12 protein-coding genes are annotated in these 13,001 nt (G+C 70.7%); 4 read left to right on the top strand and 8 right to left on the bottom strand.

Annotated features, from left to right (window positions below; all coding sequences use genetic code 11):
- Both ACYVE7_RS17670 and ACYVE7_RS17665 read right to left on the bottom strand, forming a co-directional pair.
- Positions 1 to 372: ACP S-malonyltransferase (locus ACYVE7_RS17670; RefSeq protein WP_460365814.1), on the bottom strand; the 372-nt coding region annotated here is incomplete at its 3' end.
- Positions 373 to 388: 16 nt separating this feature from the next.
- A complete protein-coding gene (locus ACYVE7_RS17665) occupies positions 389 to 1,387 on the bottom strand; it encodes a ParB/RepB/Spo0J family partition protein (protein ID WP_460365813.1) in 999 nt (332 codons plus the stop codon).
- A 529-nt stretch (positions 1,388 to 1,916) separates the two neighbouring features.
- Between ACYVE7_RS17665 and ACYVE7_RS17660 the strand changes: the two genes are divergently transcribed.
- Both ACYVE7_RS17660 and ACYVE7_RS17655 read left to right on the top strand, forming a co-directional pair.
- The gene (locus tag ACYVE7_RS17660) at positions 1,917 to 4,994 is read left to right on the top strand and encodes an AfsR/SARP family transcriptional regulator (protein WP_460365812.1); all 3,078 of its coding nucleotides are present in this window, start codon (positions 1,917 to 1,919) and stop codon (positions 4,992 to 4,994) included.
- A 58-nt stretch (positions 4,995 to 5,052) separates the two neighbouring features.
- Entirely contained in the window at positions 5,053 to 5,418 is a 366-nt protein-coding gene (locus ACYVE7_RS17655) for an HAD family hydrolase (protein ID WP_460365811.1), read from the top strand.
- Between the two features lie 33 nt (positions 5,419 to 5,451).
- Here ACYVE7_RS17655 and ACYVE7_RS17650 read toward each other — a convergent pair whose 3' ends face one another.
- From ACYVE7_RS17650 to ACYVE7_RS17635, 4 genes are all read right to left on the bottom strand, one after another.
- Entirely contained in the window at positions 5,452 to 7,713 is a 2,262-nt protein-coding gene (locus ACYVE7_RS17650) for an FtsX-like permease family protein (protein WP_460365810.1), read from the bottom strand.
- Positions 7,710 to 8,390, bottom strand: coding sequence for an ABC transporter ATP-binding protein (locus tag ACYVE7_RS17645; protein WP_460365809.1), 681 nt, complete (start codon positions 8,388 to 8,390; stop codon positions 7,710 to 7,712). Before ACYVE7_RS17645 ends, ACYVE7_RS17650 begins: the two co-directional genes overlap by 4 nt.
- The gene (locus ACYVE7_RS17640; protein WP_460365808.1) at positions 8,387 to 8,911 is read right to left on the bottom strand and encodes a PadR family transcriptional regulator; all 525 of its coding nucleotides are present in this window, start codon (positions 8,909 to 8,911) and stop codon (positions 8,387 to 8,389) included. The genes ACYVE7_RS17645 and ACYVE7_RS17640 overlap by 4 nt, the downstream gene beginning before the upstream one ends.
- An 81-nt stretch (positions 8,912 to 8,992) precedes the next feature.
- Positions 8,993 to 9,223, bottom strand: coding sequence for a DUF2630 family protein (locus ACYVE7_RS17635; RefSeq protein WP_460365807.1), 231 nt, complete (start codon positions 9,221 to 9,223; stop codon positions 8,993 to 8,995).
- 58 nt (positions 9,224 to 9,281) lie between these two features.
- Between ACYVE7_RS17635 and ACYVE7_RS17630 the strand changes: the two genes are divergently transcribed.
- Positions 9,282 to 10,313 carry a tyrosine-type recombinase/integrase gene (locus tag ACYVE7_RS17630; protein WP_460365806.1) on the top strand — a complete coding sequence of 344 codons (1,032 nt, stop codon included), beginning with the start codon at positions 9,282 to 9,284 and terminating at the stop codon, positions 10,311 to 10,313.
- 142 nt (positions 10,314 to 10,455) lie between these two features.
- Positions 10,456 to 10,938, top strand: a complete 483-nt coding sequence (locus tag ACYVE7_RS17625) for an FBP domain-containing protein (RefSeq protein WP_460365805.1) — start codon at positions 10,456 to 10,458, stop codon at positions 10,936 to 10,938.
- 25 nt (positions 10,939 to 10,963) lie between these two features.
- On the opposite strand, the gene ACYVE7_RS17620 is transcribed toward ACYVE7_RS17625, so the two are convergent.
- Entirely contained in the window at positions 10,964 to 11,767 is an 804-nt protein-coding gene (locus ACYVE7_RS17620; RefSeq protein ID WP_460365804.1) for a hypothetical protein, read from the bottom strand.
- Positions 11,768 to 11,854: 87 nt separating this feature from the next.
- The gene (locus tag ACYVE7_RS17615; RefSeq protein WP_460365815.1) at positions 11,855 to 12,976 is read right to left on the bottom strand and encodes an LLM class flavin-dependent oxidoreductase; all 1,122 of its coding nucleotides are present in this window, start codon (positions 12,974 to 12,976) and stop codon (positions 11,855 to 11,857) included.
- Between the last annotated feature and the right edge of the window lie 25 nt (positions 12,977 to 13,001).

The following is a 13,001-nucleotide window of genomic DNA, read 5'->3' as shown; positions in this document are numbered from 1 at the left end:
GATCCGGGCCATCAGCTCGCCGCGCCGGCGGACCAGGCGCAGCGCGTCGGCGAAGTCGAACGCGGCGGCGGCGACCAGCGCCGAGTACTCGCCGAGGCTGTGTCCCGCGACGGCGTCGGGGCGCACCCCGTGCCGGTCCAGGACGTCCAGGACCGCGAGGCTGACCAGCAGGATCGCCGGTTGGGCGTTCTCGGTCCTGGTCAGTTCGGCCGCCTCGCCCTCGAAGCACAGGCGCGACAGGCCGAATCCGAGGATCTCGTCGGCCGGGTCGAAGAACCGGCTTTTCAGTTCCGGATGGCGCTCGACCAGATCGAGTCCCATTCCCGGCTTCTGCGACCCCTGGCCGGGGAACAGGAATGCCGCTTTCGGCATGGACGTCTTCCTTTCTTCAGCGTGGGTCGGTGAGTTCGGCTCCGCGGCGTTGGAGTTCGCGGGCGAACTCCTGCCATTCGTCGGCGTTGGCCGCGGCGACCCGCGCCATCGCCTCCATCCAGTGGCCGGGGACGCTGTCCAGCAGCCGCCGCCATTCGCCCGGGTCGACCGAGCGGGTGTCGAACCAGCGCAGGAGTTCCTTGCCGGCTTCGGCGTATTTGACGGTCGGGTCCTTCAGCAGCCGGTCGCGCACCGCCTTCCAGACGATCGCGCCGCGGGTGCGGCGGCCGCGCGGCCGGGGCTGGCGCGCCATCTGCCCGTCGGGCACGGGGTCGCGGCCCTGCCGCAGCCGTTCCCGGACGTCGTGGACGGTGCCGAGCGACAGTCCGCTCTCTCGGGCGACCTCACGCAGCGACGCCTCGGGCCGGGTGGTGAGGATCTCACCGGCCCGGCGCCGGGCGTCGATCGTGCTGATCGGCCGGACCCGGCCGTCGAGGCCGACCCGGACGTTCGACTGCGTACCGTCGCCGGTCGAACGGGCGCGGATCGCGCCGACGGTCTTGGGCGCGAGCCCGCACGCGCCCGCGATCGCCCGGTCTGACCAGGCCGGATACCAGGCGAGGACACGGTGGGCGGCCGCCTCCCTGTCGGACAGTGACAGGGGCAACCCGTGCGTGATATTCGCCTTGACTGAGAGCAGGAAAGCGTCATGATCGGCTACGTCGACGAAGACGGCCTCGATCAGCTCCTGGCCTTGGAGCCGCGCCGCGCTGACCCTGTGCATACCGTCGATGACGCGCATGGTCCGCCGGTTCACGACGATCGGAGGAGAGTGCAGAAGGTTGTCGCGCAGCAGCTCGACGTGGGTGTGGTCCTCGCCCTCGAGCCGGGGCGAGTCACTCGAGCGCAGCACCGTCACGGGGACCAGTTCGACGGCTCTGAGCTCCGCTCCGTCGATCGGTCCGGCGAGATCGTCCTGGCCCGCTATCAGGTAAAGGTCTGGCTGTCCCGACACGTCAAACCCCCTTGACTCGACCCCGTGTGAATGGGTGGGAAAACCCCATCGATCACATGCGCCTGCAGGATTTCCCGGACCGCTTTCACGGCTCTATTGATGTCCCATTGATCCCGGATAGTCCCCGCAAGGCGGGTCGAAGCCGCCCCGACGGAGTATCCCTATCGAGCCGCTACGAAGGAGACAGACCATGACCGCTCCGCTCGGCCCGCCCTGGGAGCCCCGCACGTCGAAGGCCGGTGCACTGGACGGCCGCACGCCGTGGCCCGTACCGGCCCCGCGCTCCCGGTAAGAAGTTCACTTCTGCTCATGGCAGAATGTGGCCAACTTTCGGCCGCGATCCCAAGATCTTCCAGCGCCCGCTCCGTCACCTGCGAGAACTCGTGACGCGGCGGGCGTTAGGCTTTCCGGACGGGGCGTGAGGGACTCATCACCGTCCTGACTCTGACGCTAACCTGACGCAATATCAAAGCCTGCTCAGCTCGTGTGACACGATCCGCTCGGGGACAGGATCTTGGTGAGACCAGTGATGCTGCGGATTCTGGGTCCGCTGGAACTTACCGTCGACGGCCGCGCGATCGACCTCGGCGGCGCACGGCAACGGATCGTCCTGTCGATGCTCGCGATGCAGGCCAACCGGGTCGCCTCGGTCGACCAGCTCATCGACGCCGTGTGGGCCGACTCGCCGCCCACCACGGCCCGCGGCCAGATCCAGATCTGCATCTCCACCCTCCGCAAACTGTTCACCGCCGCGGGCCATCCCGACGCCATCGAGACCCGCCCGCCCGGCTACCTGCTGCGCATCGACGACCTCGACAAGGCCAGGTTCGAGGAACTGCTGGCCGAGGGCCTCGCCCAGGTCGAAGGCGACCGGCTGAGCGACGCGGTCGAAACCCTGCACACCGCGCTCCAGTTGTGGCGCGGCCCGGCCCTGGCCGACATCGACGGTGAGGCCGCCCGCCGCGGCGTCCGCCCGCTGGAGGACGCCCGGTTCTCCGCGCAGCTCGCCTACCTGCGGGCCAAGCTGATCCTGGGCGGCCACCACGAGGTCATCGGCACCATCCGGGCGCTGATCGCCGAGCATCCGCTGCACGAGGAGCTGCACGGGCTGCTGATGCTGGCCCTCTACCGGGCCGGCCGGCAGGCCGACGCGCTCGCGGCGTTCCGCTCCATCCGCGCGATGCTGGTCGAGGAGATCGGGATCGAGCCGACGCTGGAGCTGCAGCGGCTGGAGCACGCGATCCTCACCCAGGACCCGTCACTCCACCCCGCTCTGGCCCCGCCCGTCCCGGAGCCGGCCCGGCTCGAGATCCTGGCGGCGCAGCCTCCCGAGCCGGTGATCGTCCCGCAGCAGCTTCCCGCGAGCGTCGGCGATTTCACCGGCCGGGAACGGGAGATCGCCGACATCGTCGCAGCCCTCACCGATGACGCGGAGGTGACGCCGTACGCGGCGCGGGTCGTCGCGATCTCCGGGCGGGGCGGGATCGGCAAGTCGTCGCTGGCCGTCCGGGTCGGTTACGAACTGGCCGACGCCTTCCCCCACGGGCAGCTGTACGCCGAGCTGAAGGTGCCGCAGGGCGATGAGCAGACCCCGGAGGTGCTGACCCGTTTCCTGCTGGCGCTCGGCGTCACCGGGTCGGCGCTGCCCGAGGACCCCGACGACCGGTTGAAGCTGTACCGCAGCGCCGTCGCCGACCGGCGGATGCTGATCGTCCTGGACGACGTCAACGACGAGCAGCAGGTACTGCCGCTGCTGCCCGGCAATCCCGGCTGCGCGGTGATCCTCACCAGCCGCAACCGGCTGAGCGGGCTGGGCGGCGCCCACTGGATCGAGCTCGACCAGTTCCCCGAGCAGAACGCCCTGGACCTGCTGACCAGGATCATCGGCCCGGAACGGATCCGCGACGAGCGGGCCGCCGCCACCGAGCTGGTGGGCCTGTGCGGGGGGCTGCCGCTGGCGTTGCGGATCGCGGGCGCGCGGCTGGCGTCCCGGCCGCACTGGCGGATCAGCGGGCTGGTGCGGCGGCTCAGCGACGAGACCAGCCGGCTCGACGAGTTCGTCTACAACTCCCTGGAGCTGCGCTCCACGATCGAGCTCGCCTACTGCGGGCTGTCGGCCGCCGCCAAACGGCTGTTCCGGCTCTCCTCCCTGCTCCAAGCCCCCGATTTCCCCGCCTGGACGGCCGCCGCGCTCCTCGACTGCGATCTGGCCGAAGGCGAGGACGTCCTGGAGACCCTGATCGACGTGCGGTTGCTCGACGTCGTCGGCCACGGCAGCCATGACGTCCGGTTCCGCTTCCACTCCCTGGTACGGGTGTACGCCGTCGAGCAGGCCGCGACCGACAGCGAGCAGGAACGGCGGGCCGCTCTGGAACGGGTGATCGGCGGGTGGCTCACCCTGGGCGACGAGGCGCACCGCATCCAGTACGGCGGCGACTACATGATCTTCCACGGGAACGCTCCGCGCTGGTGGCCGGGGGACGTCACCCCCACGGAGATCATCGAGGCGGCCGGCGACTGGTGGGAGGCCGAGCGCCGCTCCCTCATCGCTGCGGTCCGGCACACCGCCGAACTCGGCTGGGCGGAGGCCTGCTGGGATCTGGCGGTCAGCTCGGTCACCCTGTTCGAGTCGAAGGGCTACTTCGACGACTGGATGTCGACCAACCAGCTCGCCCGGGACGCCGTCCGCGCCGCGGGCAACATCGACGGCCAGGCCGCCCTGCTGTACTCGGTCGGCGAATACCACCTCTACCAGCGGCGGCTGGACGAGGCGGACCGCTGGTTCGCCGAGGCGCTTCCGCTGTTCGAGGCCTCCGGCAACCGGCACGGCGTCGCCCTGACCCTGTGCAACTCCGCGACCGTCGACCGGCTCCGTGAGGACTTCGAGTCGATGTACCCCAAATACCAGCGGGCACTGGAGACCTTCCGCGCGGTCGGCGACCGGATCGCCGAGGCCTACACCCTGTGCAGCCTCGCCAAGTACTGGATCGGCGAGGGCGAACACGTCCGCACCGCCAAGGCCCTGAACGACGCGCTGGTGATCTGCCGCGCCGAGCAGTGCCGCCGCGTCGAAGCACAGGTCCTGCTGCGCCTTTCCGAGGCCTATCTGGCCACCGACCAGGTCGGTCTGGCCGCGCAGGCCGCCGACAGCGTCCTGCTGCTGGTCCGCGAACTCCAGGACCGCACCGGCGAGGCCCACGCCGAGTACACGCTCGGCTGTGTGCGCCTGCGCGAGGGTTCCCTCGACTCCGCGGAGGCCGCCCTGGGCCGCGCCCTGGCTCTGGCCGTCCAGGTCCGCGACCCGCTGATCGTCGGCCTGGCCCGCCATGCCCTCGCCGAGATCTGCCTGCTCCGCGACGACCTGCCCGCCGCCGACACCCACCTGATCGAGGCCGCCGCCTCCTTCGACGCCCTCCGCAGCACCATCTGGCAGATCCGCACCAAACTCCTCCACGCCGAAGTCCACGCCGCCCGCCCCGACCCCTCCTCAGCCGCCTCCGCCCTCGACCAGGCCGAATCCCTCCTGTCCACCCTCGACTCCCGAGCCGCCACCCACCTCCGCACCCGCCTGCACCGCACCCGCGCCACCCTCCCCACCCCCTCCTGACCCCCGGCCCGCCGAACCCGCCACCTCCAGACCCATTGACGATCTTGTAGGCGGGTAGATGGTGGGCGTGATCAAGGCCGTGGTGTGGGACGTGGACGGAACACTCTTCGACTACTCGGGAGCCGATCGGGCAGGGGTGGCAGAGCATTTCGCGGCCGAAGGCTTGCTCTGCTGCGAGCAACTCGGCCGCGCCAAACCCGACCCCTCTGTGTTTACGGCGGCCTGCTCGGCGCTGAGCCTGGCACCGGCGGAAGTGGCCTACGTGGGGGACGACCTCCGGCTGGACGCGATCGGCGCACGGGACGCCGGTCTCCAAGGAATCTGGCTCGACCGACTGAGCGCGCCCAGCCCGGTTCCGGCCGGGGTGCACCGGATCACGGGGCTGGACGAGCTCCCCGGGCTTGTGGCGGCCCTCGGCCGGTGAACTGACACGCTACGACGACCCGCCAAGCGGACGTCAGTCGGTGCGGGTCGTCCGCAGGCGCGTCAGCCGGTCGAGCAACGGAAGCGTCGGCGCCAACACGACCAGCGAACTGGCCAGACCAGCGACCAACAGCAGCCAGAACGCCACCGACGGCGCCGGCAAAGCCCGATCGAACTGCGCCTCCAGGAACAGATGCGCCGCCAACAACCCCGTCCCCACCGCCACGACCGCGACCACCAGCAACGGCACCACCGTCTCCAACACCACCACCCGCCGCAACACCCCCAGCGGAGTCCCCGTCAGACGGAGCAACGCGAACGGACGCCGCCGATCCGCCACCCCCGCCGCCGCACCGACCGCCAGACCACACCCCGCGATCGGAAAACCGAGCAGCAGCATCGTCGACACCAACCGCTGATACCCCGCCAGCTCCCGCATCGACCAGGCCCGATCCTCAGCGATCGTCACCGGCGACAACGCACCGGGAAACGCCCCGGCCAGCAACGTCCTCACCCGCTCGACCGCCGACCGGGAACCATCCGTCGCGACCACGATCTGCCGGGCGGGCAACCTCCCCGCCTCCGCGACGGACACCGCGGCCGCAGGCCACACCTCAGGCCACGCCGACATCCCCTGACGGCCGAGCGTCGTGAAATCAGGCGTCACCGACACCACCGCCGCCCCGGCAGGACACCGATGGAACACCGGCATCGCCGCCAACTCCGCACACGACACCAACCCACCCGGCCGCGCCGGACCGTACAGACCCTCCTCGCCCCACGCCGGATCCGGCGCACCCCGCGGATCGACCCGGATCACCGCCACCCCCGCGACACCCGGCACCGCCGCCAACTCCCCCGCCAACCCCGCCGGAACGACCCGCCCGGCCACCACCGCGTCCGGACCGGACTCCACCGCGATCCGCGCCACCACCGCGTCACCGGCCGCCGCACTCGGCGCAGGAACCCCCCGATCCAACGTCATCGCCGAGATGACCCCCACCGAACCACTCGTGATGCACAACGTCAGCACCAGACCACTGACCGCACGGAACGCCGCCTTCGGATCATCCGCGATCCGCCGGCCCGCGATCAGCACCGCCGGACGACCCGTCCGCCGCGCCACCAGCCGCGCCGCCGCCATCGTCAACCACGGACCCGCCACCACCAAACCCGCCAGCACGGTCAAAGCACCCGAACCGAACGCCAGCAACTGCCCGCCCGTCCCCTCCGGCACCCGCCCGACAAAGAACGCCAACTCCCCCAACCCCACCACCAGCGGCACCAACCGCCAAGCCCGCGGCCGCCCCGGCCTCACCCGCCGCGCCACACCCAACGGCGAAATCCGCACCCGCCGCAACGCCACCAACGCCGCGACCGCCGCACCCACCGGCACCCCCACCGCCACGACCAGCACATCCACCAGCCCGAGCGACAGATCAGACGTGAAGAACCGCGTCCCCGACAGATCCAACCCCGCCAACACCGGACGCACCACAACGAACAACCCGAAACCCACCACGGTCCCCACACCCGCGGCCACCGTCGACTCCACCGCCGCCAACACCGCGACCTGCCGCGAACTCGCCCCCACCAACCGCAACGCCGCGAACCGCTGCTCCCGCCGCGCCGCCGACAACCGCGTCGCCGCCCCGATCAACACCAACACCGGAAAGATCAACGCCAGCCCCGTCACCAGCAGAATCAACGCCATCCCCTGAGCATTGATCCCCACCAGCACCGCACAACCCGAACCCGAACAGCGATCCGGCGCCAACGACGAAATCTCCCCGACGCGCCGAGCCCCCGCCACCCCCGACAACCACTCCGCCCGATTCCCCACCACCACCAGCAGCGAATCAGGACCCGGCAACGCCTCCGCACCGATCAACCCCACCTGCCGCCCACCGAACCGATCACCCAGCTCACCCGCCGGCACCGACCCCAGCAACCCCGCCAACGCCGGCGACACAAAGAACTCCCCAGGCCCCGGCAACCGCGACAGACCAGGCGGAACCGGAGCACCAGGCCCCGCCACCGCCACATCGACCCGACCGATCGTCCGCCCACCGAACGCATCAGCCCGCAACAACCACCACAACGAACCACCCCCATCAGCAGCACCCTGAGTGTTCAACCAGGCATTCCGCGCATTCTGCACACCCGCCGCGTTCACCCCCGCCAAACACCCCAACAACAACCCCACCCCCACCGCCACAGCAGCCCCGATCAACACCAACCGGACCACCGCCTCACGCCCACCCGCCACCGTCAACCGCAACCCCAACCCGATCACGACACCACCCCCGACAAGTTCAGAACCTTCCCGTCCCGCACCACGACCTCACGATCCGCACAAGCCGCCACCCGCGCCTCATGCGTCACCAACACCACCGTCGTGCCCTCCGCACGAGCCGACTCCACCAACAGATCCATCACGTGCTCACCCGTCAACGAATCCAACGCACCCGTCGGCTCATCCGCGAACAACACATCAGGCCGCCCCACCAACGCCCGCGCCAACGCCACCCGCTGCGCCTGACCCCCCGACACCTCACCCGACCTGCGCCGCTCCAACCCCGCCAACCCCAAGCGCGCAAACCACGCACGCGCCTCCGCCATCGCCGCCCCCCGACGCATCCCACCCAACAGCAACGGCATCGCCACGTTCTCCTCCGCCGTCAACTCCGGAACAAGCTGACCGAACTGGAACACGAACCCGAACCGCTCACGCCGCAACGCACTGCGCTCACGCTCCCGCAACACCCCCAACGACCGCCCCCCGAACCACACCTCACCCGCATCCGGCGCCAGAATCCCCGCCAGACAATGCAACAAAGTCGACTTCCCCGAACCACTCGGCCCCATGATCGCGACGATCTCACCCGCGTCCACCGCCAGACTCGCCCCACGCAAAGCCGGCGTCGCCCCGAACGACAACACCACCTCACGCGCCTCCACCAGCGCCGTCATCCCCGCACCTCGGCAGCCAGCGCACCCAGCCGCGCCACCGTCACATCGATCCACCGCAGATCCGCCTCAAGGTGGAACAACCCATGATCGGCCAACAGCCTGTCCACCAACGACCCCGAACGCTTCACCTCCGTCAACACCCGCATCCGCGCCAGATGCGCCGCCCGCTGAGCATCCAGATAACCCGCCGCGTCACGCTCCAGCAGCAACGCCAGCACCACCTTCGTGAACAACACCGTCTGCAGATGCGGCTCCGGCTCCGCCGGCTCAGCCAGCCAAGCACCCAGCTCCGACGCCCCCGCCTCCGTGATCACATACCGCTTGCGATCAGGGCCCGCACCCGGCTCCGGCTCACCGACGACCACCTTCCCGTCCCTCGCCAGCCGGCTCAACGTCGAATACACCTGCGACGCCGACAACCCCCTCCCCCGCCCGAACAAGGCGTCATAGTCGCGCTTCAGGTCATAACCATGGCTCGGCTCCCGCTCCAGCAGCCCGAGCAACGCCAACGGAACACTCATACCCCAGTGTCTACACCACGACTAGACACTCAGTCCATACCTGCCATGAAAAAAGGCGGCCCCACCCGGGACCGCCCCCACCTACTGCTTGTAACCCTCGACCTCAGAAACCGGACGAGGCGCCGCCTCACCCGGATTCTCCCCGAACTCACGACGCGCACGACGCTGCCGCAACAAATCCCAACACACATCCAGATCCGCCTCGATCCGACGAACCCGCTCCGCATTCGCAGGACCCCCCACCGAACGCAGCTCGTGCTCCTCCTCGATCAACGACTTGATCCGCTCCAACAACAGCTCATCATCAGCCATACCCCCACTCCTTCCCACCCGTCACCGAATGTCACCCCCCACCGCTAACGTCACGACCATGCGACCCGCCAAACTCCTCCCACTCACCGTGCAGGAGGCCGCCGACCGCTACACCGACCTCATCCAAGCCAAAACCGCCACCGGCCAACTCTCACCCGCCAGCGCCCAGCTCTACCTCCGCGACCTCACCACCTTCACCCACCTCACCGGCCCCGACCGCATCCTCGACGACCTCACCGGCACCGACATCGACGAAACCCTCCTCGCCTTCGCCCGCAAACCCGACGGCCGCCGCACCACCACCACACCCGGAACCCTCCAAAGCGCCGCCAGCCAAACCCGCTTCCGACGCTCCATCTCCGCCTTCTTCCGCCACGCCGCCCTCACCGGCTGGGTCCAACTCGACCCCATGCCCACCAGCACCGTCCGCGCCCGCGAACGAGGCGGCCTCCGCGCCGAACGCCGCGCCCTCACCCGAGAACAAGCCGGCGGCCTCCTCACCGCCGCCACCGACCTCGCCACCACCCCGAAACCAGGCCGCGACGACCAACGCACCGGCCCCCGCGACGCCCTCATCATCCTGCTCCTGGCCACCCTCGGCCCCCGCGTCTCCGAACTCGTCGGCGCCGACCTCGAACACTTCTTCACCGGCGACGGCACCCGCTACTGGCGCATCTTCGGCAAAGGCGGCCACACCCGCGACCTGCCCGTCCCCCCACCCGTCACCCGGCTCCTCGACTCCTACCTCGCCGAAGGCCGCCCCCTCCTCGACCGGGGCCGCGAACCCCGCGCCCTCTTCCTGTCCTGGCGCGGCAACCGCCTCAACCGCGGCGACGTCCAGGCCGTCATCGACCGGGTCCTCGCCCACGTCTCACCCGCCGACCGCCGCGCCGTCACCCCGCACGGCCTCCGCCACACCACCGCCACCCACCTCCTGGCCGCCGCCACCGACATGGACGCCGTCCGCCGTGTCCTGGGCCACGCCGACCTCACCACCCTCACCCGCTACCGGGACGAACTCCCCGGCGAACTGGAAGCCGCCATGCGCCGCCACCCCCTCCTCCCCCACAACCCGCCGTCCGATCAATGAGTCTTTAGTCCTCTGTTCTTGTCAGAGGAGGGAGGCGACAGCCAACACCCAGGGCCTTTACGCAGTAAGGTTCTCTGTGGCCTATCGCGACGCCGCGAAAATCAGTTGCCTGGATTTCGAGGTCAGGTAGGTTCCGGGAACCATGAGAGCCTTGACCGAGAGTGAGATCCGGGCGTCGTTCATCAACTGCACCAAAGGTGAGGCGCGCCGGCTGCCCGTCCCCCGCGACCTCGCCGACCGCCCCTGGGACGACCTCGACTTCTTCGGCTGGCGCGACCTGGGCGCCCCCGAACGCGCCTACCTCGTCGCCGAACACGGCGGACGCCTCGTCGGAGTCGCGCTGCGTCTGACCGCCACCCATCGCGGGATGCGCAGCGGCATGTGCTCGCTGTGCCAGACGACCCACACCGGCGACGGTGTCGCCCTGATGGCGGCCCGCCGTCCCGGCACCGACGGCGACTCCCTCGGCGGCTATTTCTGCACCGACCTCGCCTGCTCCCTGCACATCAGGGCGCGCCGGAAGCCGTCCTTCGACGACACCTTCAAGGACCCCGTGACCCTCGAAGACCGGATCGACCACACCCTGCGCAAGCTCGGAGCCTTCCTCGACCAGCTCCGATCATGACCCGCGCCGCCCGAGCCTCGGCAGGCTAGGGGGTGGCGAGGTTCAGGGTGATGGCGTCGGTGAGGGGGTCGGTGGTGCTGCAGGAGCCGAAGCCGGTGAAAAGGCGGCGGGTGGAGGTGATCGTGGCCGGCGGGAGGGCGGCGAGGGGGAGGTGGGGGTCGGGGCGGGTGAGGGCGGTCAGGAGGTCGCCGTCGCGGGTGGTCAGGGCCGTCGCGGTGGCCAGGAGGAGGTTGAGGTGGCCGTAGTGGTGGAAGCCGGTGGCGGGGTCGGTGTAAGGGAGGGCGGGGTGGAGGCCGGCGGTCGCCTTGAACGGGAGAGCCAGGTCGGCGCAGGCCGTGAGGAAGGACGCGACTTCGGCGGGGGCCGGGAACAGGGCGGGGTCGACGCCGCCGCAGCGGAGTTTCGCGCCGAGGCCGTGCGCGGCCAGGGTCGGGAGGGTGTCCAGCCAGGCGGGTTCGCCGCGGCGCGGCTCCACGAAGACCGGGAAAGGGAGGGCTTTGAGGTGCGGGAGGGCCTCGGCGAGGCGGGCCTGCTGGTCGCCTGCGGGGAGGGCGTGTTCGGCCAGGTCGACGGTGACGCGGGGATCGTCCGGAGGAAGCGGGCCGTCGAGCAGGAGGCCCACGGTGAGGTGGTCGTCGGGGAGCAGGGCGGCCAGGAGTTCGGGCCAGCGGCTCGCCGGGCAGAGGAACCGGTGGGTGAGCAGCGGATGGCCGGCCGCGCGGTCCGAGCGGTGACGGGCCAGGGCCTGGCCCATGGGCAGCCGCTCCGGCGGGAACAGGCCCGCGTCGTCGACCAAGGAGTCCAGCAGGGGGCTGACGGTTCCCGTCACGATCTCACCTCGTCCGCTTCCAGGCCGTTCGACGCTGAACGGCCTCGAAAACCAAGCAAACCACGCCGGACGACCCGCCCACGGCCTTTACGAAGTAAGGTCGGACCAGGCTTCGGCGAGCAGCTCATACGAACGCACCCGATGAGCGTGCTCGTGCGCGACGGTCGTGACCAGCAGTTCGTCCGCGCCCGTCACCCGGCGCAGGGTCTCCAGCCGCTCCACCACCGTCGCGGGCGAGCCCACGAACCGGGTGCGGATCCGGTCGTCGACCAGCCGTAGGTCCTCCTCGCTCCAGCGGTGCCCCGCCGCCTCGGCCGGCGACGGGTAGGGGATCGCGCGCAGCTCCCGCCGGATGCTCCGCACCCACAGCGCGTGCGGCGCGGCCAGCTCCCGCGCTTCGGCGTCGCTCGGCGCGACCAGCACGTCCGCGGAGACCACCACATAGGGCGCCGCCAGTGCCTTCGACGGCTGGAACGCCGCCCGGTAGGCGTCCACCGCCTCCAGCACGTGCGCCGGCGCGACATGGTAGTTGGCCGCGAACGGCAGGCCCCGCGCCCCCGCGACCCGTGCGCTCTCCCCGCCGCTGCTCCCGAGGATCCACACCGCGAGGTCCGCGCCCGCACCCGGCACGACCCGTGCGGCGGTTCCGTCGGGGAGGGTGAACGAGCCGTCCAGCAGCGCGAGGAGGTCGTCGACCTGGCCCGTGAACTCCGGCGACTCGGCGCCCGGCTGCTGGAGCAGCGCCGCGAGCAGCCGGACGACCGGTGAGCCCGCCAGGATCGTGAAGTCGAACGGCTTGGGCAGCAGCAGCCCGTCCACGGTCCGCTCCCCCGCCCGGACGGGAGCCGGCCCCGCGAGGAGTTCCTTGCGACGCTGCCCCGACCGGCCCAGACCGAGGTCGATCCGGCCCGGGTACAGGGCGTCGATGGTGCCGAACTGCTCGGCGACCGCGAGCGGAGTCCAGTGCCCGGTCTGCACGGCGCCGCTGCCCACCCTGATCCGTGACGTCGCCGCCGCGATCAACGCGATCAGCACCTGCGGCGCCGAGCTCGCCACCCCGGGCGCGAAATGGTGTTCGGCCAGCCAGTACCGCAGATAGCCGAGCTCGTCGGCGCGCCGTGCCAGCGCGATCGACTCCCGCAGCGCCTCCGCCGGGCCGCTCCCCGACCGGACGGGCGCGAGATCAAGGATCGACAGCGGGACGCTCACGCCGCGCCCCCCGCGGTCGCGCGGG

It is taken from the genome of Actinocorallia lasiicapitis (assembly GCF_054778695.1).
This window is presented reverse-complemented; position numbering and strand designations above follow the sequence as displayed.